Annotated in this window: 22 protein-coding genes; 9 read left to right on the top strand and 13 right to left on the bottom strand. The window is 51.5% G+C overall.

What is annotated here, in order from left to right; genetic code table 11:
- Positions 1-171: 171 nt before the first annotated feature.
- Positions 172-507, bottom strand: coding sequence for a ComEA family DNA-binding protein (locus ICA16_RS08770; protein ID WP_150615956.1), 336 nt, complete (start codon positions 505-507; stop codon positions 172-174).
- A 110-nt stretch (positions 508-617) separates the two neighbouring features.
- Complete coding sequence (locus ICA16_RS08765) at positions 618-2,612, bottom strand: polysaccharide biosynthesis protein (protein WP_210554164.1); 1,995 nt, start codon at positions 2,610-2,612, stop codon at positions 618-620.
- A 470-nt stretch (positions 2,613-3,082) separates the two neighbouring features.
- Between ICA16_RS08765 and ICA16_RS08760 the strand changes: the two genes are divergently transcribed.
- The 9 genes from ICA16_RS08760 to ICA16_RS08720 all read left to right on the top strand — a co-directional run bounded on the left by ICA16_RS08760 (position 3,083) and on the right by ICA16_RS08720 (position 16,380).
- On the top strand, positions 3,083-3,994 hold the full coding sequence (locus tag ICA16_RS08760) for a glycosyltransferase family 2 protein (protein ID WP_224450888.1): 912 nt from the start codon (positions 3,083-3,085) through the stop codon (positions 3,992-3,994).
- Positions 3,995-4,654: 660 nt separating this feature from the next.
- Complete coding sequence (locus ICA16_RS08755) at positions 4,655-5,476, top strand: ABC transporter permease (protein ID WP_210553974.1); 822 nt, start codon at positions 4,655-4,657, stop codon at positions 5,474-5,476.
- Complete coding sequence (locus ICA16_RS08750; RefSeq protein ID WP_210553975.1) at positions 5,466-6,809, top strand: ABC transporter ATP-binding protein; 1,344 nt, start codon at positions 5,466-5,468, stop codon at positions 6,807-6,809. The genes ICA16_RS08755 and ICA16_RS08750 overlap by 11 nt, the downstream gene beginning before the upstream one ends.
- 130 nt (positions 6,810-6,939) lie before the next feature.
- Complete coding sequence (locus ICA16_RS08745; RefSeq protein WP_210700401.1) at positions 6,940-8,028, top strand: DegT/DnrJ/EryC1/StrS family aminotransferase; 1,089 nt, start codon at positions 6,940-6,942, stop codon at positions 8,026-8,028.
- A 10-nt stretch (positions 8,029-8,038) separates the two neighbouring features.
- Positions 8,039-8,725 carry a WbqC family protein gene (locus ICA16_RS08740; protein ID WP_224450887.1) on the top strand — a complete coding sequence of 229 codons (687 nt, stop codon included), beginning with the start codon at positions 8,039-8,041 and terminating at the stop codon, positions 8,723-8,725.
- Positions 8,718-9,653, top strand: a complete 936-nt coding sequence (locus ICA16_RS08735; RefSeq protein ID WP_210553978.1) for a sulfotransferase — start codon at positions 8,718-8,720, stop codon at positions 9,651-9,653. Before ICA16_RS08740 ends, ICA16_RS08735 begins: the two co-directional genes overlap by 8 nt.
- Positions 9,654-9,746: 93 nt before the next feature.
- A complete protein-coding gene (locus ICA16_RS08730) occupies positions 9,747-13,178 on the top strand; it encodes a rhamnosyltransferase WsaF family glycosyltransferase (RefSeq protein WP_210700400.1) in 3,432 nt (1,143 codons plus the stop codon).
- A gap of 165 nt (positions 13,179-13,343) precedes the next feature.
- The gene (locus ICA16_RS08725; protein WP_210553980.1) at positions 13,344-14,843 is read left to right on the top strand and encodes an MBOAT family O-acyltransferase; all 1,500 of its coding nucleotides are present in this window, start codon (positions 13,344-13,346) and stop codon (positions 14,841-14,843) included.
- Positions 14,844-14,853: 10 nt separating this feature from the next.
- The gene (locus tag ICA16_RS08720) at positions 14,854-16,380 is read left to right on the top strand and encodes an alginate O-acetyltransferase AlgX-related protein (RefSeq protein ID WP_210553981.1); all 1,527 of its coding nucleotides are present in this window, start codon (positions 14,854-14,856) and stop codon (positions 16,378-16,380) included.
- Between the two features lie 231 nt (positions 16,381-16,611).
- Here the strand turns inward: ICA16_RS08720 and ICA16_RS08715 are convergent, their stop codons facing one another.
- The 11 genes from ICA16_RS08715 to ICA16_RS08665 all read right to left on the bottom strand — a co-directional run bounded on the left by ICA16_RS08715 (position 16,612) and on the right by ICA16_RS08665 (position 25,697).
- Entirely contained in the window at positions 16,612-17,994 is a 1,383-nt protein-coding gene (locus ICA16_RS08715) for an FAD/NAD(P)-binding protein (protein ID WP_210700399.1), read from the bottom strand.
- Positions 17,991-18,584 (bottom strand): adenylyl-sulfate kinase, encoded by a 594-nt coding sequence (gene cysC / locus ICA16_RS08710; RefSeq protein ID WP_210553983.1) that lies wholly within the window; start codon positions 18,582-18,584, stop codon positions 17,991-17,993. The genes ICA16_RS08715 and cysC overlap by 4 nt, the downstream gene beginning before the upstream one ends.
- Positions 18,585-18,704: 120 nt before the next feature.
- Complete coding sequence (locus ICA16_RS08705) at positions 18,705-19,709, bottom strand: MraY family glycosyltransferase (RefSeq protein ID WP_210553984.1); 1,005 nt, start codon at positions 19,707-19,709, stop codon at positions 18,705-18,707.
- The gene (locus ICA16_RS08700; RefSeq protein WP_210553985.1) at positions 19,706-20,665 is read right to left on the bottom strand and encodes a UDP-glucose 4-epimerase family protein; all 960 of its coding nucleotides are present in this window, start codon (positions 20,663-20,665) and stop codon (positions 19,706-19,708) included. Before ICA16_RS08700 ends, ICA16_RS08705 begins: the two co-directional genes overlap by 4 nt.
- On the bottom strand, positions 20,662-21,585 hold the full coding sequence (locus ICA16_RS08695; protein WP_210700398.1) for a glycosyltransferase: 924 nt from the start codon (positions 21,583-21,585) through the stop codon (positions 20,662-20,664). The genes ICA16_RS08700 and ICA16_RS08695 overlap by 4 nt, the downstream gene beginning before the upstream one ends.
- 55 nt (positions 21,586-21,640) lie before the next feature.
- Positions 21,641-22,531 (bottom strand): glucose-1-phosphate thymidylyltransferase RfbA, encoded by an 891-nt coding sequence (gene rfbA / locus ICA16_RS08690; RefSeq protein WP_210553987.1) that lies wholly within the window; start codon positions 22,529-22,531, stop codon positions 21,641-21,643.
- Positions 22,528-23,409: a dTDP-4-dehydrorhamnose reductase gene (rfbD, locus tag ICA16_RS08685; RefSeq protein WP_210553988.1), complete on the bottom strand. Its 882-nt coding sequence runs from the start codon at positions 23,407-23,409 to the stop codon at positions 22,528-22,530. Before rfbD ends, rfbA begins: the two co-directional genes overlap by 4 nt.
- Positions 23,406-24,482, bottom strand: coding sequence for a dTDP-glucose 4,6-dehydratase (gene rfbB / locus ICA16_RS08680; RefSeq protein WP_210553989.1), 1,077 nt, complete (start codon positions 24,480-24,482; stop codon positions 23,406-23,408). Before rfbB ends, rfbD begins: the two co-directional genes overlap by 4 nt.
- 223 nt (positions 24,483-24,705) lie before the next feature.
- On the bottom strand, positions 24,706-24,945 hold the full coding sequence (locus ICA16_RS08675; RefSeq protein ID WP_210553990.1) for a lipopolysaccharide assembly protein LapA domain-containing protein: 240 nt from the start codon (positions 24,943-24,945) through the stop codon (positions 24,706-24,708).
- Positions 24,946-24,972: 27 nt separating this feature from the next.
- Positions 24,973-25,269, bottom strand: a complete 297-nt coding sequence (gene ihfB / locus ICA16_RS08670) for an integration host factor subunit beta (RefSeq protein WP_003189779.1) — start codon at positions 25,267-25,269, stop codon at positions 24,973-24,975.
- 149 nt (positions 25,270-25,418) lie between these two features.
- Positions 25,419-25,697 carry a hypothetical protein gene (locus ICA16_RS08665; protein ID WP_150603302.1) on the bottom strand — a complete coding sequence of 93 codons (279 nt, stop codon included), beginning with the start codon at positions 25,695-25,697 and terminating at the stop codon, positions 25,419-25,421.
- Positions 25,698-25,723: the final 26 nt, after the last annotated feature.

The raw sequence follows: 25,723 nt of genomic DNA, 5'->3' as shown, positions 1-25,723 counted from the left end.
CTCGGTGATACAGAGCGCGCGGTAATTATTATAGGCATAATCCTAGCGCAATATGATAGCCGTAATTTTTAACTGGCAGACGAGCGTGCTTCTGGTTTCCTCAGGCAAACGCGCTACCTGAAAAACAAAAAGGCCGGTCAATGACCGGCCCCTTGGCGTTGAACAATCAGCTTAGTTCACTTCCAGCTTGTCGCGATTGCGATCCAGGATCGCTTTTCCAATACCCTTCACTTCCAGCAACTCGTCCACCGATGCGAACGGCCCATTTGTTTCACGATATGCAACAATCGCTTTGGCTTTGGCCTCTCCTACACCGGACAGTTCTTTTTGCAGCGTTGCCGAGTCGGCGTCGTTGAGATTGATTTTTGCGCTTTGTGAAGACGGCGCAACGTCAATGACGATTGGCGCCTTCACTGGCTCCGGTGGCGACAGAGGCGCAGCAATCGCGGCTATCGAGGCACTTGTAAGCAGGGCAAACATCAAGGAGTAAAAGTAACCGGTACGCATAGGTGACGCTCCATCATCATTTGAGAAAGCAGCTTTTCCGAAGCTGCTCTTCAAAAGTAGGCCATGACGGGCGCAAGTCAAAAATGCGTGCGTTACAGGATGTGAAACAATCAGGGCTCGAGGCGGCGTTGCTGGTAGATCCAGTCGACAATTTCGCCATCGGGGGTGTAGCCGCTGACGGTTTCGCGCAGGAGTTGGCGGACGCGGGTGTAGTCGTCTTTTTCTACAGCGATGAGCAACTCATCTAACTTGGCCTTCAATACCTCCCAAGGGAGGTGGTCTTCATTGGCTGTCATGATCATCGGGTGCGATGTTGCTGCGACGTTATCGCCGATCAGCAGCTCCTCATAGAGCTTTTCTCCCGGTCGCAAGCCGGTGAACTCGATGGAAATATCACCTTGCGGGTTGCGGTCGGAGCGAATGCTCAAGCCGGACAGATGGATCATCTTCTCTGCCAACTCGACAATTCGCACCGGTTCGCCCATATCCAGAACAAACACATCGCCACCCTGCCCCATTGAGCCTGCCTGAATGACCAACTGCGCGGCTTCCGGGATTGTCATGAAGTAGCGGGTGATTTTCGGGTGGGTGACTGTCAGTGGACCACCGGATTTGATCTGACTGTGGAACAGTGGAATGACCGAACCTGACGAGCCCAGTACGTTACCAAAGCGGACCATGGTGAAGCGGGTCTTGTTGACCCGAGACACATTGGCGCTGTCACCAAACAGCACTGGAGCGACTTCACGACTCAGCGCCTGGAGAGTCATCTCCGCCAGACGTTTGGTACTCCCCATGACGTTGGTCGGACGAACCGCCTTATCAGTTGAAATCAGAACAAAGTTCGATACGCCAGACTGCAAAGCCGCTTGAGCCGTGTTAAGCGTTCCGATTGCGTTATTCAGGACGCCTTCAGCAATATTATGCTCGACCATCGGTACATGTTTATAAGCGGCTGCGTGGTAAACGGTGTCCACCTGCCAGGCTTTCATCACATCCAGTAACTTTTCCTGATGCCGGATAGAACCGAGAATCGGTAGCAGACGGATAGGCGCCGACTCTCGCGTACTTCGCTGCTCCAACTCTGAGAGAATGCTATATAGATTGAATTCGCTATGGTCGAACAGTAGAAGCTCAGTTGGCCCCAGCGAAAAAATCTGTCGGCACAGCTCCGAGCCGATCGAACCGCCGGCGCCAGTAACCATGACTGTCTTGCCCTTGATGCAGCGCTCCAGCAATTCCGGCTGCGCTGGAACGGCGTCGCGCCCCAGCAAATCGGCGATATCAACTTCCTGAATATCCTCAACCTTAACTCTGCCGCTGGCCAAGTCGGTGAAGTTGGGAACACTGCGTATGTGGAGCGGATAAGCTTCAAGAAAATTGAGGATTTCCCTGCGTCGTGCTCGAGTTGACGAGGGCAGCGCCAGGAGTATCTCCTGCGCGCCCGTGACATCGATCATCTGCTGAATATGCTTGGGTTTGTAGACCTGGAGACCAGAAATGGATCGATCAGCAATATTGGTATCGTCGTCGATAAACGCCACAGGCCGCATGACCCTGCCCATCCGTAATGCAGCAACCAATTGGTTGCCCGCAACGCCTGCACCGTAGATGGCGACCTTGGTCAGGCCATCATCGCGATTGGTGAACGGCACGTGCTGGGCAGCCGTGAACCAGTCCCCCATGAAATATTGACGCATGCACAGGCGCAGGCCACCGATGATGACGAGGCTCAGCCACCAGTAATTGAAGATAATAGAACGAGGTACTACGGCTTCATGGTTGCTGTACCAGTAAACAACTACAGCAAGAATCAGCGATGAAAGACTAACGGCTTTGATGATTGCAATAAGAGCGTCATTGCCAAAATAACGCATTACGGCACGATACATGCCGAAGCGAATAAAAAGGGGAATAGCGATCACCGGAGCGCAAGCGAACAGCCAAAAATGTATTTTTAGCGGGTTGTACATGTCGTCTATTCCCAGACGAACGATAAACGCCAGCCACAAAGCGATCCAGACCAGGAAAACATCGGTAGCGACCTGAATCAGACGCTTGCGCCGTCGGGGCAGATTCACCAGATAAGTCCTGACTTTGTCCATAAATACCTCGCTCACCTCAAACTTCTCCTTTCCGCGGCTGCATTACCGGTCGAGCTCCGGACAGCATACCGCATTGACCTGAAGAATCTGAACGGCTCGAATCTGAAACTTTCTCGGTCAAGGGGAGTTTGATAGCCGATGAGAAGTCAACGAATGCACACCTTCTCCAATCCGTGAGGCGCATGAGCCGCGTTACCGTAGAGTCGGACCAACGCGGAGGAGAAGTGTTTCACTGAAACGACGAACGCACCCGAAAACGTTAACTGCTCCCGGCGTGTACATCTGTTTTGGCACGCCACTGCCTGATGCGGCTTATGCCGTGTAATACCCGGACAAACACGATAAGCTAACAAGCCTAGCTGTGATATCAAAGCTTTACTCGCCACCATGGAAAGAGCGTAAGACCTGTGCCAAATGACTCCTGCTCCCCTGCCGCCGCTACGAGTAAGCCAGCGATAGAAATTGAATGCGTGGCGATTCTTCTGTGCACCTACAATGGCGGTAGCTTTCTCAAGGATCAGCTGGACTCGATCGCTGCTCAAAGTCACGAGCGCTGGGTCGTATACGCATCCGACGACGGCTCGACGGATGACACCCTCGAAACCCTGCAGCGCTACCGTGAAGCCTGGGGTCAGGATCGCTTGATTATCCTGCAAGGGCCAGGACGCGGTTTTTCAAACAATTTTCTGTCCGTGCTGGGTCATGCGTGCGGTCGTCAAAAATATTACGCCTTCTGCGATCAGGACGATTACTGGCATCCCACGAAACTGCAACGAGCAGTGGCATGGCTGAAATGCCAGCCCGTCGACACGCCCGCGCTTTATTGCGGACGCACTCGAATTGTCACTGAGACAGGTGAGTTCGCCGGACTGTCTCCTTTGTTTTGCAAACCTCCGAGCTTCGAAAACGCGTTGATGCAGAATCTGGCTGGCGGCAACACGATGCTGATTAATCAGGCAGCCTGTTCTCTACTGAACATGACTCCGCCGGCCGCACCATTGGTATGTCATGACTGGTGGACCTATTTGTTGATCACCGGCTCTGACGGCAACGTCCATTACGATCCGACCCCCACGCTGGATTATCGTCAACATTCGCAAAACGTCATCGGCGCCAACACCTCGGTCAAAAGTCGCCTGCTTCGAGTCAAGCGGATGTTCCAGGGTTCAATGAAAGAATGGAACGATGCCAACATCGCCGCCTTGACGCTTCTTTCCGCGCATTTGAGCGAACGCAATGTGGAGACGTTCAAGCAATTTGAGCGCGGCCGCAATGCCGCACTTTTCAGCAGAATCAAAATGATGATTTCCAGCCGCTTTTATCGTCAGACTTTCATAGGCAATGTAGGCCTGGCTTTAGCGATCTTAATTAACAAAATGTAATCAGTAGATTGATTCACCCTCGCAGGAGTAACACTACCTGCTGATCGAAAGAGCCCTGATCATTGATTGGAACGCTCTGATCGAGCTCGACACCAATCAATTGCGCATACACCAGACATCATGGTCACGTGCCTGATCTCAGGAAGCTGCTGGCAAAACTTCAACCACGCCTTTGCGAGGGCCGCTCGACTGATACCGGCCACTCATTAGCCACCATCGGGCTCAGGCCATCCACGCATGGGACAGCCTTTGGAAAGCCCAGCAAAATCTCTGTCCTTTCCGCTTGCCAAGCTCTGAAACACTTCAGTTGAGCAACGACCGCTAGCCCTGAAACGCCATGTCCTGTTAATCTTGAGCGGCTATGCTCTGGGAATATTTCCCCAAATAAAGTTAGCTCCAGCCACGACCTACAGGTGGCGGCTGCCTCCCAAAGCGGCTAAAGGCTTTTAAGCATCAGGTATATTGAAGAGACAACTCAAAAATGTCGTATCTGTCACCCTCCAAACCGCCATATTCGATGTTTATCCAAGCGGCGGGATGCATAATGCGTGGTCCGACACTCGCTTCGATGAGTCGTCAAGCCGGTCAAATCACTAAAACAGCAACCACCCCTTCCTGTATTCACCCCGGCGGGCACTCACTTGTCGAGGTTGTCGGTTAATGCGTATCTTCCCAGCTACACCGGTTGAAATGGTGGCAAGCCTGTGGCGCCATCGAGCGCTAATTCACGCCTCAGCCAAACGCGAGGTATTAGGCCGGTATCGCGGCTCAATGCTCGGTTTGCTGTGGTCATTCTTCAATCCACTACTCATGCTTCTTGTATACACGTTTGTATTTAGCGTCGTATTCAAGGCTCGCTGGGGCACCGGCGGAGAGGGTTCAAAAATTGAGTTCGCCCTGGTGTTGTTTGCCGGACTGATCGTCTTCAATTTATTCGCCGAATGTGTAAACCGGGCACCATCACTGATCCTGTCCAATGCGAACTACGTTAAAAAAGTGGTGTATCCGCTGGAAATACTACCGTTCGTGGGGTTGCTGGCAGCGTTCTATCACGCTGCAATCAGCGTGACAGTGTGGCTTGTCGCCTATGCCCTTCTCATCGGCGCCCCTATGATCACGGCACTTTACCTGCCCTTGGTCCTGATTCCCTTCGCCCTGTTCATCATGGGCCTATGCTGGACACTGGCATCACTTGGAGTATTCCTGCGTGACGTGTCCCAACTGATCGCCGTAGTAACATCCGTCCTTATGTTTTTAAGCCCGATCTTTTATCCGGCCAGCGCCTTGCCCGACGAGTATCAACACATCCTTTATTACAATCCTCTTGTGCCCGTGATTGAGATGGTCAGGGACATTCTCTACTGGGGCAAATCGCCCGACCTGAACGCGCTGGCAATTTATACCCTGGCTGCTGCGGTTATCGCCTGGCTAGGTTTTGCTCTGTTTCAGAAGACAAGAAAGGGGTTCGCAGATGTCCTCTGAAATCGCTATCAAGATAGAAGGTCTGAGCAAGTGCTACGAGATCTACAACACGCCACGTGATCGCCTGAAGCAGTTCATTTTGCCAAAATTGCAGAGCACTTTAGGCATGCAGGCTCAGCAGTACTATCGCGAATTCTGGGCATTGAGGGATATATCCTTCGAAATCAAAAAGGGCGAGACCGTCGGTATTATCGGCCGCAACGGCGGGGGGAAATCGACGTTGCTGCAGCTTATCTGCGGCACACTCAACCCAACCGGTGGATTGATCGAGACCAACGGACGCATCGCGGCGCTGCTTGAACTCGGCTCTGGCTTCAATCCCGAGTTCACGGGCCGGGAAAACGTCTATTTGAGTTGCGCTCTGCTTGGGCTCACCAAAGAACAGACCGACGCGCGCTTTGATGATGTTGCCAGCTTCGCGGATATCGGCGATTTCATCGAACAACCGGTCAAGACATATTCAAGCGGAATGTTCGTCCGCCTCGCCTTTGCGGTGAACATCGTGTCCCAACCAGACATCATGATTGTGGATGAGGCATTAGCCGTTGGCGATATGAGTTTCCAAGCCAAATGCATGACTGCACTTCGCCGCATTCAAGATAACGGTGCAACCGTACTTTTTGTCAGCCATGACATCGGCAGCATTCGCAGTCTGTGCTCCCAGGCAGCGTATCTTGAACAAGGCAGGCTCAAGAGTTTTGGCAAGGCAAGCACTCTCACGGAAGAATATATTCGCGTCACCCGCGAAGAAATGAACAGTGAAGTGCTCAAATATTTGCCGGAAATAAAAAATCCGAAAGCCGACAAGACCGAGGTCTTGTCGACCTCCGCCAGCACTCATGGGTTTAAAGAATCCCAGGAGTTCGATCGTCGCGCCGCCGGCTTCCGATATGGCAAAGGTGGTGTACGAATTGCCTTTGCGGAATTGATAGACGCCTCTGGCGAGCCTGTGGTCGCTGCTGAGTTCAACCAGAAAGTAACCATCAGAATCTATATTGAAGCTGAAGAGCAGACGGAATGCTCAGTCAACTACTACATCCAGGACGACAAGAAGATTCAGATTCTTGGTGCTGGATTCAGAACGGCTGGACTACCGCTTCTGGAATGCGTGGCGGGCGGGCGGTACATTGTTTCCTACACTACCCTACTGCCTTTGCAAGAAGGCAATTACAGCATTCAGATTCAAATTTCAAAACCGGTGGTTTTAGAGCAAAGTGCCGAGTTTCTCGATGTCATTGATGACGCGATTGTTTTCAATGTGCAGAGACGCGCCGCGGGGCGTATCTGGGCCAAGGCGTATGTGGAAAACACTATCGAGGTGCAGAATCTATGAGCACGTCCACACTGAACGTTACAAGGCGCTTACAGCTGTCAAATGCTGGCACATGGTGCGCCGCTGAACCGGGTACTCCTGTGCATCCAGGCCGCCAATCCTCGCGCATCCTGCTCGTTGTAACTGCATCATGATTCCGGTTACCCGAACGCACCTGCCAGAACTGGATGTCTATACCGCGTACCTCAAGGGTATGTGGGAATCCGGGGTGCTGACAAACAATGGTCCGCTGGTGAAGCAACTCGGCGCAGAGCTCTCCAGTGCGCTCGGCGTAACCCACCTGCAACTCGTTACCAACGGCACGCTGGCACTACAACTGGCTATCAAGGCCCTTGGATTGCTAGGCGAGATCATCACCACGCCCTACAGCTACGTAGCTACGACAAACTCTATCCTTTGGGAGGGCTGCACGCCGAGATTTGTCGACGTGGACGCTGAATCCTTCTGCATTGACCCCTACTTGATCGAGGCTGCAATCACAGAAAAGACATCCGCTATTTTGGCAACGCATGTATATGGCTACCCATGCGATGTCGACAGAATTCAGGAAATCGCGGACCGTCATGACCTGAAGGTCATCTACGATGCCGCGCACGCGTACGGTGTGCGCCTGCACGGGCAATCAGTGTTAAATCACGGTGACTGCAGCACCCTGAGCTTCCATGCTACAAAGCTCTTTCATACGGGTGAAGGCGGTGCAATCGTATTTCGCGATAAGGAAGTAGCCGACGGGGCGTTCCTGATGAGCAAGTTCGGTCATTTGGGCGAGGATGACTACATTGATCTGGGCATCAATGCAAAGATGTCCGAATTACATGCAGCCATGGGGCTTAGCATGCTACCGCATGTCAGCTCGATCATCGAGGCGCGTCGCCAATGCTCGGCTTGGTACGATGAATTTCTGGCAGGTACTCGACTACAACGGCCACAAGTTGTCAGTGGGCTTGATTACAACTATGCGTACTACCCTGTCGTTTTCGAAACTCATCAAATAGCAATGGCAGTACGAGAAGCCCTGAACGAACGCGGCGTATTTCCACGTCGTTACTTCCACCCTTCTCTCAACACCCTGCCATTTCTGGATGATGCTACCCGTAGCCTGTGTCCCACCTCGGAATCACTGGCGAGCCGCGTCCTGTCGCTGCCACTTTATACTGCGCTCTCTCAGCAAGAAATCTCGATGATTTCTACTTGCATCAAGAATGTGCTTGAGTCCTGAGGTGGAACATTTGAAGCTGGCGATCATGCAACCTTACCTGTTCCCGTATCTTGGCTACTTTCAGCTGATGCGAGCAGTTGATGCATTTGTTGTTTACGACGACGTCAACTTCATCAAAGGTGGCTGGATCAACCGCAATTACATTCTCTCCAATGGTGACAAGCAGCTGATCACACTGCCGCTGCAGGGTGCCAGCCCAAACAAAATGATCAATCAGGTCGACATTGGTACTCAGCACAAGATCTTGCAGAGCATTCGGCAGAATTACAACAAGGCGCCCTATTTCGAGTGTGTCTTCCCCATGCTCGAAAAAATCCTCAGATACAACCACCGCAATCTGGCGGAGTTTCTTGATCACCAACTAAGAGTTCTATGCGGCTATCTCAACCTAAGCCCGGAGTGGCATATCTCCTCCGCACTCAAAAAAAATATCGAACTGCGTAGCCAAGACAAAGTAATCGCCATCTGCCGCGAGCTTGGAGCTACACACTACATCAATACGGCTGGAGGTAAGGCGCTTTATGATGCGCAATCCTTCGCCTCACATGGCTTGAAGCTTTCCTTCATTCAGTCACGCCCCATCAGCTATTCACAGTTCGGCAAAGAATTTCTGCCCAATTTGTCCATCGTCGATGTGATGATGTTCAATGACCGAGAGCAATGCGCTCAATTGCTTCAGGAGTACGACCTTGTCTGATGAACGTACGGCCAAATTTCGCCGCAACGAGTTGCTGGAAAATTTCCTCGCGGAGTTGAACAAGGATTTGCAGCCGTCTGAACAAGCCTTGTTGAAGCAACAGGGCAGCTTGGACGCCGACCACCCAGTGATATTCGTGATGGGCCCTCTTCGGAGTGGAACCACGTTATTTATGCAATGGCTCGCAAACACTGGCTTGGTTGCGTACCCGACCAATCTGCTGTCGCGCTTCTATCAGGCACCTGTGATCGGCGCCAAAATTCAACTTTTGTTAACCGATCCGCGGTTTGACTTCCGGGGCGAGTTGTCCGAGTTCGCACAGCAGACTCAGTATCGCTCCGAGAACGGCAAGACTGAGGGCGCTCTGGCCCCTAACGAATTCTGGTATTTCTGGCGCCGCTTTCTCGCTGAACCTTCACGCGATGTGTGGAGCGACCCAGAGTTGAAGCAGAACATGGATACCCAGACCATGCTAAGCGAGCTTCGAGGGATGATGGATGTTTTCCAGAAGCCATTTGCAGCCAAGGGAATGTTGTTCAACTACAACATTCCCTTCCTTGACTCAGTCTTTAATAAGGTACTCTTCGTTCATATCGTCAGAGACGAAGTGACGAATGCCGAGTCCGTGTTGGAAGCGCGCAGACGGCAACTGGGCGATGAAAAAGCCTGGTATTCGTTCGACATCCCGGAAAAAGAGCAACTGATGCACCTCAGCCCATCTGAGCAAGCGCTAGGCCAGGTTCGCGCCATCAATCAAGCCGTTGAGACTGGTCTGAAACACGTTGCCGAGTCTCGGAAGATGGTCGTCCAATACGAAGACTTCTGCGCTTCGCCTGCGAAGTATTTTGAAGCGTTGTCGAGAAAGCTGGGAATGACTGACGCGCCATACACCGGCACTGCAGCATTTGAAGTAACGAGAAAACGGTGAGCTCAACTCACAACGAGATCGCACGTGTGTTTTCAGGATTGCATGTTCAGCACCAAGGCGCTTTAAAACACACCTAAAACAATGGTAATGGTCATGTTGCAAGCCCCTACAGTCTCCGTCATTTTGACCTCTTTTAATCACTCGAAATATTTGCGAGCGGCGATTGAAAGCGTTCTGAACCAGACGTACGAGAATTTCGAGCTGATTATCTGGGACGATGCGTCTCAGGATGAATCGTGGGAAATTATCAACAGTTACGCCGATGCGCGAATTAAACCCTTTCGAAACAGCAAATCGAAGCGTGGCGTCTATGGCATCAACAAGGCCATTGCTGATGTTGCGCAAGGTGAATACATCGCCATTCACCACTCCGACGATGTCTGGGAAGCCGACAAGCTTGCCAAGCAAATAGGCTTTCTGAACACCCACCCGTCAGTCGGCGCAGTATTCTCCAACGCGCGGGCAATCGACGAAGACGGGGCAATCCATCCGGATACCTCGCATTACTATTCTTCTGTGTTCGATCGAGAAAACCGTTCACGCCAGGAATGGCTGCGCTTATTCTTCGATCAAGGTAATGCGCTTTGCCATCCGAGCGTGCTTATCCGTCGGCAATGCTATGACGACTGTGGCTTGTACCGTTTGGGTCTGGCACAGCTTGCCGATTTTGATATGTGGATCAGACTCTGCCTGAAATACGAGATCCACGTCCTGCCGGAAAAACTTGTCAAGTTCCGGGTGAGAGACAACGAGGCAAATTCCAGCGGGAATCGACCAGAAACACGCGCTCGTGTACTCTTTGAGTTCAGCATGCTACTGCCGCTTTACGGTCAGATCACTGACAAAGACGATCTTCTGAAGGTGTTTCCTGAAGCCGAGGCATTCCTCAGCGAGGAAGGCACTTGCGTGCATTACGCAATGGCAAGAGCCATGCTCGAGGTCAAGACATTTGACATTGTCGTACCTTTCGCCTTGACAGATCTTTTCAAAATTCTGAATTCGCCTGACAAAAAAGTGCCAGCAGAATTCAGCGTAACTGAGTTCGTCAGACTTACTGCAGAGCTTGATCCATTGAAGATGGGTCATTTCGACCACCTTGCCAAGGTGGCAGCTGAGCACGAAGCTGAGGTTTACAAGCGTGACGAGCACTTGGCCGAGTGCGGCATCGTGATTTCAGAACGTGAATCTCAGATTAAAGAAATTTCAATTGCGTTGTCGAAGCGCGAAGCACAAGTCGCCGAACTGGACGCACTGCTGTTGGAACAGCAGGCAAAGATCACTGACCGTGACTCCCAGCTGACACATCGCGAGCAGCAAATAATCGAGCGTGATGAAATGATAGCTCAGCGTGACGCGCAGATAGTTGAGTTTAGCGCAGTGATCTCCGAGCGGGACGCGCTGATAGATGGGTTTAACGCAGTGATCTCGGAACGTGACGCGCTAATCAATGAGCGTAACGCAGTGATCTCCGAGCGGGACGCGCTGATCAATGAGCGTAACGCGGTGATCTCCGAGCGGGACGCGCTGCGTAAAGCAATGATCTCCGAGCGGGACGCGCAGATTGATGGGTTTAACGCAGTGATCTGCGAACGGGACGCGCTGATCAATGAGCGCAACGCAGTGATCTCCGAGCGGGACGCGCAGATTGATGGGTTTAACGCAGTGATCTGCGAACGGGACGCGCTGATCAATGAGCGCAACGCAGTGATCTCCGAGCGGGACGCGCAGATTGATGGGTTTAACGCAGTGATCTCGGAACGGGACGCGCTGATCAAAGAGCGTAACGCAGTGATCTGCGAACGGGACGCGCAGATAGATAGGTTTAACGCAGTGATCTCGGAACGTGACGCTCTGATCAATGAGCGTAACGCAGTGATATGGGAGCGTGACGTGCAGATCAATGAACGTAACGCAGTGATTTTGGAGCGTGACACAAGGATAGAAGCGATTTACAAATCCAAAAGTTGGTGCGCCACGAAGCCACTTAGAACACTCAGCACTCTCTTCAAGAAACGTACCAAGCAAGAATCTGGAAAGGATGTTATGAAACAGCAAGCCAAGATCAGTCTGTTGTACAAACTTATAAAACTCAGCATTGCCAACCCCGGCTTTTTCGTGCGTAACCTCAACATGGCAAACGTACGCCGGTTCTTTGCCGCCGTACCCCGACACAATGAGGAAACTGTAATAAATCTGGCCAAGGACAAAATCGAGCAAGACAAGGTGCTTGCCCGCGTTCACCAGGCCGATGAAACCTCGCACCCAGGTTTGCTCAAGGCTCAGGCACTGGAAAAGTGCTACCCGGGTATCACGCAACCAGTTGGCCTGGGAAACATTTTCCTGCTGGAAGAAAAAATCTCCGCTCCACCGTTTGTAGTTGATCCTCTGGCACCTTCGCGGGTGAATGTCCTGTTGCCGCAACTGGATCCATTGATCATGTTCGGCGGCTATATCGCTTGCCTGCAGTTCATCTCGAAAATCCAGTCCGAGGGTTTTCAGGTCAGGATTCTACTCACCGAGTCTGATCGATTTGACCGCGAAGCCGTGGATTCAAAACTTGCCTCCAATCCGGCTTTGCAGAAAGCAGTCGCCGCTGCTGAAGTTGAAGATATTACGCAAGGGACGCACGAGCTGGTGATATCTCCAGGCGACGCATTTGTCGGCTATTCCTTCTGGACGTGTATCAAAGCGCACCATTTGGCCAAGGCAATCGGAAAAGAGTTCATCTTCTTTTTGCAGGAATATGAACCAATTTTCCACCCGCACGATTCCTTGTATGCCATTGGCAGTTATGTATATCGACTACCTCACAAGGTGATTTTCAATACCGAGTTGCTCGCCGACTATTTCCGCAGTAAACAACTAGGGGTGTTCTCGCGCCACGAAGGCGAAGAGCTGGAGGATCATTACGTTGCTTTTCAGCACGCCCTGACGCCTACAACACCGCCTTCGGTTGAGCAGCTGGCGAAACGCGAGACAAAACGCTTGTTGTTTTACGGACGTCCAGAAGGCCACGCTCGTCGTAATATCTTCGAGATCGGCATCCTCGGGCTCAAAGCTGCTATCGCCAACGGCGTGTTCGATAGCGATTGGGAATTCTATGGTGTTGGTACGCTGGGTCCTGACTACGATGTTGAATTGGGTCACGGCCGCGTGATGAAACTGAGCGGAACGCTTCCGCAGAGCGATTACGGTAAAGCCTTGGGTGAATTCGATATCGGCTTGAGCCTGATGCTGGCTCCGCATCCGAGTATTCTGCCATTCGAAATGGCATCGGCTGGTCAGGTCGTCGTCACCAACACCTATGAATCTCGTACCGCCGACGTGTTACGGTCTATTTCCTCAAACATCGAACCGTGCGAGGCCGATCCGTTCTCGATCGCCGAAGCCCTGGAAACTGCAGTGGCGCGCGCCAGTGATAGCGAAGCTCGCATTCAAGGGGCATCGTTCGACTGGGTTCGTGATTGGGATGATGCGTTCAATCCTCAAGTAATCGATAAGATCTCCAGGATCTTGCGGGCTTGAGTACTGCGGTACCTGGATCAAACTCTCATCTGACGCCAGTGGTGGCATTAACCATCGGTACGATGGATGAGGATTCCGGATACTGCGATTGGCTTGTTTTTAAAGCTCCGGCGACCTCAAAGCCATCGCCGGACCTTTCCCTTCATCCCATCAGGCATAACCAACATGATTTTCAGTTCGTGGCAGTTTATTCTGCTTTTTCTGCCCATCTCATTCTTCGTCTATTTTTGGTTAAACGACCGACGTTTAATCGTGGCAGGAAAGGTCTGGCTGGTTGCCGTCAGCCTGTTTTTCTATGCTTATTGGGACGTTCACTACCTCCCCCTCATATTGGGCTCGATTTTCCTGAACTTCGCGATAGGTACCGGCCTCGCCCAAGCGCACAAAGCCTCCCTTGACGATATCAAGAAGTCACATCACGCGATTAACAGAAAAGTTGTTCTGACAACTGGAATCGTGGCTAACCTGGTGCTCTTGGGGTATTTCAAGTACACCGACTTCCTGATTGGCAACGTTAACGCCGTTTTCGGCACTGACTACGCCATTCAGCATATCCTGCTGCCGTTAGCGATCAGCTTCTTTACCTTCACCCAAATCGTTTACCTGGTGGATAGCTATCGAGGCGAAACCGCAGAGTACGACCTGCTGAATTACTCGCTCTTCGTGACATTCTTTCCACATCTGATTGCCGGTCCGATTGTTCATCACCGCCAGATAATGCCGCAGTTTGCTTCGCGCTGGACACTGGTGCGCAGGTATCCGAACATCCTCAAGGGCTTGTTTATCTTTGCGATCGGCCTATTCAAAAAGGTCGTCATTGCGGACAGTTTTGCCGTCTGGGCCACTGCGGGATTCGATGGTAGTCATAGCCTCGGATTCTTCGAAGCATGGGCAACCAGTCTGGCTTACACATTCCAGCTTTATTTTGACTTCAGCGGCTATTGCGACATGGCCATTGGGGCATCGTTACTCTTCAATATCTGGCTGCCAATAAACTTCAATTCGCCTTACAAGGCCCTGAGCATCCAGGATTTCTGGCGGCGCTGGCACATAACGCTCAGTCATTTTCTGCGTGACTACCTCTACATCCCCTTTGGTGGCAATCGTTCTGGCGAATTTCGTACCTACATCAATCTCTTCGCCACATTCTTGCTCGGCGGTCTCTGGCACGGTGCAACGTGGATGTTTGTAATCTGGGGAGCGTTGCATGGCGCCGCCCTGGTCATCCATCGCTTATGGTCACAATTGCGCCGCCCCATGTCTCCGATACTTGGCTGGTTTCTGACCTTTATGTTCGTGAATGTGACATGGGTATTTTTCCGCGCAAAGACCATGGACGACGCGATGCGCGTGCTGAGCGGCATGGTTGATGTGAGCTCGGCATTTGGACACACAGCGGCTACCGTGCCAGTAGCAGATTTGGCTTGGGGAGGCAGTCTGTCCGATGTCGCATTGAACATCATGCCGGCAACACTGGTGGGTCAACTGCCAATTTTTGTGGCCATTGCTCTGGCGTTTATCATTGTTGCTCAAAAAAACTCGCTTGAAATGGCAAAAGGAGTGATAGGTAAATGGAGGCTGGCTTACGGTGCAGCCCTATTTTCGGTAGCGATGTGTTTCATGCTCGCTGCTACTAGCTCTGTATTTCTTTACTTCAACTTTTGATGGCGTCGACATGAAACGTATCGCACTTATTTTCCTATCATCAATTTTGCTCATACTGTTGTTTATTCCAGCAATAAACATCATAAATGCACCAAGCAAAAGCGCCATAAAACTTACTGAGAAGTCTTTTCTGTACAACATGGACTTCGTTGCCCGGTGGACGTCGAAAATACTCTATCCGTTCGGTATCAGCATAGATTCCAAACAGGTAATTATCGGCAAGGATGATTGGCTTTATCTGGGTGACATGTACCACGAAACCCTATCAAATAACCGACGTACCGCGACAGATTCGGACATTGTTCTTGCGAAAAGAATTGCCGCGGCCACCAAGAATTGGAACTCCTTCTTGGCAGATAGAGGCGTCAAAGTCTTCCGCATCATGATCGGACCAGACAAAGGCAGCATTTACCCTGAACATTTGCCATCGTGGGCTAAGACAGCCTCGTTCAATCCGACTGATGCGCTTCTTGCTGAAGCCGAGCCAGGGACCTTTATTGACCTGAGGCCAACACTGTTGGCAGCGAAAAAGACACACCCTGAGAATCTTTATTTTAAAACAGATACTCACTGGAATGCGCTGGGTGCCGGATTGGCATTTCGGGGTTTTGCTTATGAAGTTGCAAAAGCTGCCCCCGAACTTAAATGGCCTTCAGAGGAGGCGTACGGGATTGCACAAATCAAAAATATACATGGTGGTGATTTGGCAAACTTTCTTAGGCTGTCAGCGAGTCTTTCCGATAGCGAACCGCTCATAAATGCTGGCAACCTGCCGATAAAGACGACAAGAATTGACTTCGAAACCAAAAAAATTCTTTTTGAGGGTGGCAACCCGGAAGTCGGTCCTACCAGTAAAGCATTTATTGTAAAGTCTGAAGGTGCATTGAATAACAAAAAAGTGCTATGGCTGAGGGATTCATTTGGGAACAGCCTGTCGCCTTTGATGGCTGCGACGTTTAGCGAAGTGCTTCAAATTCATTGGGGTAACGCAACAGGGCCTGACGGTAACTTCACTGAACTGGTTGAAAAGTGGAAACCGGATTACGTTTTTATGACTGTAGTTGAGCGCGAGACGCCGTCACTTTGGTCGAGCAGCATGCCTGCAATCAGTGTGATCCCTACAGGTGAAAATTTCCAGGTTGGGAGCATCGCGTCGACCGCCAAAGTAAATCAATTGGCAACCGGACCGTCCGTTAATGAGTATGAAATCAATGGTGATGACGCCTACGTTGATTACTCATTCTCCAGTAAGGATGCGCGGATCAGTGCTCAGTACCTCAATATCAATCTGACGTGTACTGACGGCTCTCCAACCGTTCCGCTACAGTTGTTCTGGATGGAAGATGGGCAGGCCTACTACGATGAAGCGCATAGCACTCGGTTGCTGTTGCGAACCGGGCAGTCTTTGATCAACCTGAAAACAATTCCGAATTGGCCAGTAGGAGCTGACATCAAACGTGTTCGTGTGGATGTCGAGGCAGTTAAGAACTGCACTCGCTTTACGCTCGGCAACCCAAGTTTCGGTGTGCAGAATTGATCCTCTGAAAACTCAAGAACTGAATGGCAGCACCGAAGGTTATTGATGGGTTGCTGCCCTTCTCCTCCAGGTTCGATGCGGAAACTCACGGCATCCAGTTGTCTTTTGAAAAGACCAATAGCTTAAGATGCTATTGGTCTTTTTTTGCTATCAACTCTCGTCTGATCCTGAACAATGAAAAAGCCCTCAACCGCGTGACGGTTGAGGGCTCCAAGTGTTCAGAGAAAACTACTATTCAGCCTCGGGTTCATCCTTTGAAAAGCTTTTAACAACTTTGCTCGCCAGAGCACGGGCATGCTGACGAAGCTCAGGAACCGCCGTGGCTTCCCACAAATGAGCCTTAAGCATAGGGCCGACATAACTTAACCAATCCAGACTTTTCCCGGACCGATCAATAACTGCGTAATCGTCAGCAACTTTGATGCCGAGGTGCAGATCGTCGGCGCAAATTACAGACTCTTTCAGTAAGTAAGAAATGAACGGATCAGTAATTTTACAGACATCTGTGCACGGTCCCGTACAATTGATGACCTGATCGAACTGACGCTCGAGAATATTATCAGTGCCTCTTAATTTGATTTGCGCTGAGACACACGTTCCTTTGATGTCAATCGCTACGATTCGACCAGCGATCGAACTGACAGTGGACGCTGCAAACGCTTCCTGAAAAATCCTGAAAGTCTGCGGTGCGACTCGGTGACGGTAAACATCCCAGTGCGGTTGCAGGTGACGCAAAAAGCGTTTCCGCTCATTAACAGGCAGGCGCTCCCACAAAATAGAGGTAATGGGCCTGAGTGCCGCCACAACTTCACGCCAGTGCTCTGGGGAGCGGGAAACTTCCCTGCGAATTAGCTGGGTGTACACGGAAACAACAGGATCGGCGGCAAGCAGGTCATCACAGATCGTTGTCTTGAATCCAGGTGCAGGCAGCCGCACTCTATGTGCAGTCGGCAATAAGCCACGGCGCGAAACCATAGTTACTTTGGCATCCGGATGTGTACGACGCAGAGAGATCAAAGTATCAACTGCGGTCAGGCCACTTCCAATCAATAAAACAGTGGGTGCTTCTTGATTCATCTCGGCAGCGGGTGCAGACCAAGGATCTCCTAAATATGCTGGGCACTCGTCGAGTTTTTGTAACCCTTGAGGCTTGGCTGGCGAAAAATTCCCGAATGCCAACACCACATGATCCGCAACAATCCGCTCTCCGGTATGAATTTCTAATACCGCCCCGGTTCCCGAAGGCTCAATTGACAAGACCTCGCCCGTCATACGCGAACATTGGACTTCAGACTCTTTTTCAGCCTGAGCCAGCAACTCACTCAGATACGCACCGTACATTTTGCGCGAGACAAAACTACCGGAATGTACTTCTGGATCAAAATTGCGACAAAATTCAAGAAAGGAGTCGGGATCACCTACAAGTGCAGACATATTGCCTGCGGGTACATTCAGCAAGTGGTCAGGACTGCTGGTTCCATAAGCCAACCCACGCGCCATCTTGCCTGAACGGTTGATAATGGTGAGTCGGGATCCCTTGGGGGCGTGTTTGAGAAACTCAATAGCCGTTACTGCCCCGCTAAAGCCTGCGCCAATGATGACTAAACGCTTCACTTGGTATTCCATTGTTTCAAGTAAGCCATGATGGTATCCACCCCATCATCTATTGAATGAGTCAGTGTATCGATTTTGACGTGAGGAGAATCAGGCACTTCATAGGGCGAGTCGATACCGGTGAAGTTCTTGATAAGCCCCTGCCGAGCTTTGCTGTAAAGGCCTTTTGGATCCCTTCGCTCACACTCGCTCAGCGGTGTATCAAGATAGACTTCGATAAAGGACTCCTCACCAATCACACTGCGGGCAAGCGCACGATCGCGGTGGAACGGAGATATAAAGGACGTAATGACAATTAGCCCGGCATCCATGAAAAGATTAGCTACTTCCGCCACGCGACGGATGTTTTCCGTTCGATCCTGATCACCGAACCCTAGGTCCTTGCACAGCCCCATTCGTACGTTATCGCCATCAAGCAGATAAGTGTGGAAGCCATTCGCTATGAGCCGCTGCTCAAGCGCATCGGCCAGAGAAGACTTGCCTGAGCCGCTAAGACCGGTCAGCCAGATTACTACGGGACGCTGATTTTTTTGCTCGCCGCGCACCCGACTGGTCGTCGAGATAGGCTGGCAAGTGAGATTATTCTGCATAATTTCTCGTCATTTTGATGTCTGACCGTTTTCGAGTGCAGCCCCTGACCGACTGAATGACGCTCGGACAGCCTGCATCCACATTGTAAACGCCCCACTCGCTACAGATACCTTACGACTTCAAGCCTTGCCAGCACCAAAGCGATAAGCGAGATAAATCAGCGGAGTAAAAGCAATGAGCAGAGCGGTTATTACGCTCAACATGCCCAATGCAACGAACATCGATAAAGGCAGCAGGAACAGCACGTTTATCATCACAACGGCGAGCGTGACTTTCTTGTGACCTACACTTCGAGCAGCATGCTGGTAAGCGTGCGAACTGTGTGCCTGATAAACCTTGTCACCTCTGAGCAAGCGTCGACCGAGAGTCCATGTCGCATCCACGATGAAGACACCTAACAGGATAACCCAGCTGAACAGCAATTCAGGCTTGCTCCAGGCTCCTTGGAGAGACAAGACGGCTAGGATGATACCGAGAAAGCCACTCCCCGCATCGCCCATGAATATCTTCGCGGGAGGGAAATTCCACCACAGAAATCCTCCAACGGCCGCCGCTAGCATTAGTGGTGGCCAGATCAGCTCAACGCATCCAAGGACATAATAAACCAGACACATGCCCAGGCAGACGCTCATCGCTTCAGCGCTGGCCAATCCATCGATACCGTCCATGAAGTTGTAGAGGTTGAGCATCCAGACCAGATAAATCAAAGCGAGAAAGCACCCGATCCATCCCGGATCAAAGTTGATACCCCAGAGCAGGATCGCAGGCAGTCCATTGAGCCAGTACAACGCCCAGGCGGCAGCAACAAAATGGCCGATCAACCGCCATCTGGCAGCAATATGCCCGTGATCATCAATGAATCCGAGAACGGCTATCAACAAACCTGAACCCGAGAGCCCCCAGAGCGCAGCTGGGTTGATTAGATTCAACTGGGCAAGAACTGGTAAGACAAGTAGAAAGGCGGCAACGATCGCAACGCCCCCGCCCCTTGGAGTAGGCACAGAGTGGGAGCTACGTTCATTGGGTATATCCATCAAACTCTTCGCCAGAGCGTATCGACGCAGAATCATTGTCAAAACCCACGACAACACGAATACCGCCAGTAATAGGCTCCAAACAGTCATCTCTTTACGTTTTCCAGATAATGATCAGCAGTCTGTCGCATAGCGTCGTCAACGCTGACGGGCGGCGTCCAGCCCATTAATTCTCGATTTTTACTAATGTCAACATGCAACGAACCGCATAGTCGCTGAGCGAAAGCTTGCTTACCCAATGTGATGGCCGCCAGCTTCAAAAGCCAGGCTGGCACTGGCAAAAGTCGTGCAGATCTACCCATTGCTACCGAAAGGCGACGCAGCAATTGCGTTGTGGACAGATCTTCGCCGTCGCTTACCAAAAATGTCTGATTGGCCGCCATGGGGTGATCAATGCATACGACGATCAAATGCACGAGATTGCCAATTGCTACAAAACTTCGTTGATTGCGGATTGATCCCAGAGGCAGCGGAATACCCTTATCCAGCCACATCATCATGTTCAGAAAGTTGGCCTTCACCCCAGGCCCATAAACCAAGGGCGGCCGAATAATGACAACCTCCATCCCGGTATCGGAGTGTAGTTTCTTCAACGCTTCTTCGGCTTCGTATTTGGAGATGCCATAGGGATCCACAGGATTCGGCCGACTGTCTGCTTCGTAAGGTCTGGATGGGACTGTGCCTTCACCGTTGACCTTGATTGAACTGACAAAGATGAAACGTTTGACTCCCGATTCCGCTGCGCGCCGTGCCAGCCTCAAGGTTCCTTGCACGTTGACCTTGCGGAACTGCGCGAGAGCATCTTCTGCCGTTTCATTCATGACATGCACCCGAGCCGCAGCATGAACGACTACTTGAACATCATCCAGCGCAGGCAAAACATCGGCATTCATATTGAAAGGCTGGACGGAACACAATCCATTTAAGCGGGTGGCACTGCGCGATGCTGCGATCGGACAAAATTTCCCGTCCATCAACAACCTGAAAACCACAGCTTCTCCGACAAAACCGCTCGCCCCGGTTACCAAAACCTTTAGGGCAGTCATTGGGCCTTATTCCCAATCAACGCAGTGACCCAGCAAATACAAAAGAAAAAAACTTTATCCCTTACCCGACGGCGACACTGCCAGGCACTGAATGAAAGTTTAATTAATTGCCTGCGGCGCAGTTTGAGCCAAGTCATTACAAATGGATTTTTATCCTGTCCGACCAAGTGCACAATTAATTGAACTTGAGTGAACCACCAGCCGTCATGGATAGTTTTATAACGCGCAAGCAATGGCGCCAACCCCTTGTTGGCGCCTACCTGGTTACGCTCATGCTGGCGATAGTCCATCGTCGGCTCAGGATCTATGTACCAAAGAAAACCATGGCTACGAGCAAAGGAATAGCAATACCAATCGTGCAGACTGACATCTTGTAACAGATGCCAATTACTGATCATTGACACCTTTAATGAGTCAGCGAGCCTTTTGTTCATAACATAAGTGCAGCCAGGCCCCGCCGCTTCAAAAAGAAAGTCCCAGTCAACCTGAAGCTGCGCCTTATCCAACAAATGGGTTTTTCCATCAGGCCAAAAAGCCGTGACATTGCTGGAGTAGGCGTCGACATGACGACTTTGGATGGCATGAGTCGCACGCTGCAACTTATCTACGTGCCAAATATCATCCTGATCAGCAAAGGAAACGAAATCGAAAGTTTCAAACTCAATATCGCGGATGAGTCGGAAGAAATTACGAGATGCGCCACCAAAGTTACCTGCTGGCGGCAAGACCCGAACTTGCGGGTGATTGGAGGCATAAACTGCACACCACGCTTCAGTACCGTCGGTAGAGGGGTCGATGCTTATATAAACGGTTACATCGACTGCTGACTGGCCAAGGATCGAGGCCAACTGCTCCTCGATCCACTGCATGCCATTATAAGCAGCCAGCAAAACTGCAACCTTGGGACGTTTTACTGGCATGCCATTCCTGCTGCACTGAAAAAACGCTGATGTTCGACGGGAACTGGTGTTTGAATCAGTGCGAAGGTGAATCCAGAAGTTTCTGGAGGTACTGACCGTAGCCAGTCTTTTTCAACGCGTTGGCTTGTTCACCCAACTGCTCGGCAGAAATCCAGCCGTTGTGGTAAGCGATCTCTTCCAGGCAAGCGACTTTCAGACCTTGGCGCTGTTCGATGGTGTGCACAAAGTGACTGGCCTCGAGCAACGAGTCGTGAGTGCCCGTGTCGAGCCAAGCGAAACCACGACCAAGCATTTCGACACTGAGGGACTTGCGCTCAAGATAAACGCGGTTTACGTCGGTAATTTCCAGTTCACCACGCTCAGACGGTTTGATGTTCTTGGCTATTTCCACAACTTCGTTGTCGTAGAAATAAAGACCCGTTACTGCGTAGTTGGATTTTGGGTTTAGTGGTTTCTCTTCAATGCTGAGCGCTCGGCCCTTAGCATCGAACTCGACTACACCAAAACGCTCGGGATCTGAAACGTGATAACCGAACACGGTCGCGCCGCTCTTCTGTTCGGTCGCCGAACGCAAATTGTCCGAGAAGTGCTGGCCATAGAAAATATTGTCGCCGAGGATCAGGCAGCAAGGATCCTGACCAATAAATTCCTCACCGATAATGAACGCCTGAGCGAGACCATCCGGAGTAGGTTGTTCTGCATAGGTCAACTTGATGCCATACAGGCTGCCATCGCCCAACAACTTGCGGAATAACGGCAAGTCCTCAGGCGTGGAGATAATCAGGATTTCGCGCATCCCTGCCAGCATCAGGACCGACAGCGGATAAAAGATCATCGGCTTGTCATAGATCGGCAGCATTTGCTTGGAGACACCAAGCGTGAGCGGGTGCAGACGCGTTCCCGATCCGCCAGCGAGGATGATGCCTTTACGATTTGTCGTGGTCATTTGTTCAGAACTTCCCTAAGCATTCGGGTTACACCACTTTGCCAATCCGGCAAGTGTAGAGAAAAATTGTCGCGCAGTTTCTGAGTATTCAATCGGGAGTTCAGGGGACGACGCGCAGGTGTTGGATACGCAGAAGTATCAATCGGATTGATCGCCGTAACGGCGAGTTCCTCACCATTTGTCTGCGCAAAATCGATCACATGACTGGCGTAGCCATGCCAAGAAACTTCGCCGCTGGCGGCCAAGTGATATAGGCCCGCCAATTCAGGGCGATGCATGACCTGCTGAATAGCCGATGCAGTCACGTCGGCAATCAGGTCTGCACCCGTCGGCGCACCAACTTGGTCGGCGATAACGCTAAGGGTTTCGCGATCCTTGGCCAGACGTAACATGGTTTTAGCGAAATTGTTGCCACGAGCGCCATACACCCAACTGGTGCGGAAGATCAGATGCTTGCAACCCGATGCGATAATCGCTTGCTCACCAGCCAGCTTGCTGGCGCCATAGTGATTCACGGGGGCGACTTGATCAGTTTCCTGCCAGCGCTGAGAACCTTGACCGCTGAACACATAGTCGGTCGAGTAGTGAATTAACCACGCGCCCAGGAACATGGCCTCATCAGCCATGACCTGACATGCCCCACCGTTGACCCGGTCGGCCAGCTCGGTTTCTGACTCAGCCTTATCAACCGCAGTGTAGGCGGCAGCGTTGACAATAACATCAGGTTTGACCAGGCGAATGGTCTCGCGTAATGCGTCCAAGTCGGACAGATCACCACCCGAGTTGCGGTCAAGGGCAATCAATTCACCGAGCGGTGCAAGAGAACGTTGCAGCTCCCAACCCACCTGGCCGTTTTTTCCTAAAAGCAGGATCTTCATGCTTTGCTCGAGCGATCGCTATAGTTCTGATCGATCCACTGCTGGTAGCTACCGCTCTTCACGTGCTCAACCCATTCAGTGTTGTTCAGATACCATTCAACGGTCTTGCGAATACCGGTTTCGAAGGTTTCTTCCGGAGTCCAGCCCAGTTCGCGCTGGATCTTGCTCGCATCGATTGCGTAACGCTGATCGTGACCCGGGCGATCCTGAACATATGTGATCAAGCTCGAATGTGGCCGATGCGCCGAATCCGGACGCAATTCATCGAGCAATGCACAGAGGGTATGCACCACTTCGATGTTTTGTTTTTCGTTGTGACCACCAATGTTGTAAGTCTCACCGATCACACCTTCGGTAACGACTTTGTACAACGCACGAGCGTGATCTTCTACATACAGCCAGTCACGAACTTGATTGCCTTTGCCATAAACCGGCAGCGGCTTGCCTTCCAGCGCATTGAGAATGATCAGCGGGATCAACTTCTCAGGGAAGTGGCATGGGCCATAGTTGTTCGAGCAATTGGTTACCAGTGTTGGCAGGCCATAGGTACGCGCCCAAGCGCGAACAAGGTGATCGGAACTGGCCTTGCTGGCCGAATATGGCGAGCTTGGCTGATACGGCGTGGTTTCGGTGAAGAGATCTTCCGGACCTTCGAGGTCTCCGTAAACTTCATCAGTCGAAATGTGATGGAAGCGGAAGTTAGTCTTGCGCGCATCATCCAACGCAGCCCAATAATGGCGTGCGGCTTCCAGCAAAGTGTAAGTACCGATGATGTTGGTCTGGATGAACTCTGAAGGGCCGGAAATCGAGCGATCAACGTGAGACTCCGCGGCCAGGTGCATGATTGCATCCGGCTGGTGCTCACGCAGAACACGGTCGATCTGATCGCGATCACAGATATCCACGCGCTCAAATGCGTAACGCGAATCCTGACTGACTTCTGCCAGCGACTCGAGGTTACCGGCGTAGGTCAGCTTATCGACGTTAACGACGGAGTCGGTGGTATTGGAGATGATGTGACGAATGACTGCCGAGCCGATGAATCCGGCGCCGCCGGTAACTAGAATTTTCACGCGAAACGATACCCTTGAGCTGCGGACAGAGCCAACAAAGAGCGCTGTCTAATCCATGAATGCAGAAGCCATCAAGTAGTGGCATCCGTCAGTGTCAGTCTGAAACGACGTGCAACAAGGCACTATCGAACAAGGGTTGCATTTTACAGCTTAATGACGGTTTTACTAATGGATAAAGATAGGTTGGAGAGCAATTTCGACAGATGCCCTGCACCTCTCGTTCTCAGACCAGTCGTTTTCGCGCAGCCCTGGAGGAACGCCCCAAGAACCAGCCGAGTATTGGCCCGATCAACATACCAATGAGCAACGCCAGTACGACGACCAACGAGACTGGCAACTGCGGACCAGACAGCCCAAGAAACAACAAAGATACCGACTGCTGATTCTCAAGCACAAACGCCAAAATCACCAACACCAGCAAAAGAATAAAAACGCCGAGAAGTATGCGCTTCAGGTTACGCATGACTAGCTCCCTGAAAGATTGCCACTGTCAAACCCCCTCCTCCTCTTCTTCGTTCACACGATCGCGCAGTTCTTTGCCCGGCTTGAAGTGCGGAACGAATTTACCATCCAGACTGACGGACTGGCCGGTCTTGGGATTGCGACCAACGCGCGGCGCGCGATAGTGCAGGGAGAAGCTGCCGAACCCACGGATCTCGATGCGATCACCAGTGGCCAGGCATTGGGACATTTGTTCAAGCATGGTCTTGATGGCCAGCTCCACATCCTTGGATGAGAGCAGCCCTTGATGGGTGACAATTCGTTCGATCAACTCCGACTTCGTCATATTTTTCCCTTCTTTTTCAAGCAGCTAGATCAGCGCTTGAAAGGTTTTAGCACGCCCGGAAGAATTTGAACAGCCCAGGGATTGACATATCTTCCACCGCGTCCAAACGCCCATTTTCGGGGCATCAACACCTGACCGATCACGCAAGATCAGCGACAGATCACCAGCATGGTCCGAGTCACGAAGCCCGCAGGGTTGAAGCCGAACGGGTAATCATCCTCATCCTTGGCATCGTCAGATCGCGTAATGACTTTGTAACCTGCACCCTTGCACTCCTTCGCCGCACGCTTTTGGCACTTTTCCCAGCCAGAGCCCAGCCCGGAACAGTCGACCTCGATACCACTGACGCCGCGCACAGCATGGGTCTTCGCACTTGTGGTGCAACCTGCCAACGCCAGCAACACTGCAACGACAATAAACTTGTTCATCCACTTCCTTATGCCAGGCCATGCCC

This window comes from Pseudomonas anatoliensis (assembly GCF_017976235.1).
GTDB lineage: Bacteria > Pseudomonadota > Gammaproteobacteria > Pseudomonadales > Pseudomonadaceae > Aquipseudomonas > Aquipseudomonas anatoliensis.
This window is presented reverse-complemented; position numbering and strand designations above follow the sequence as displayed.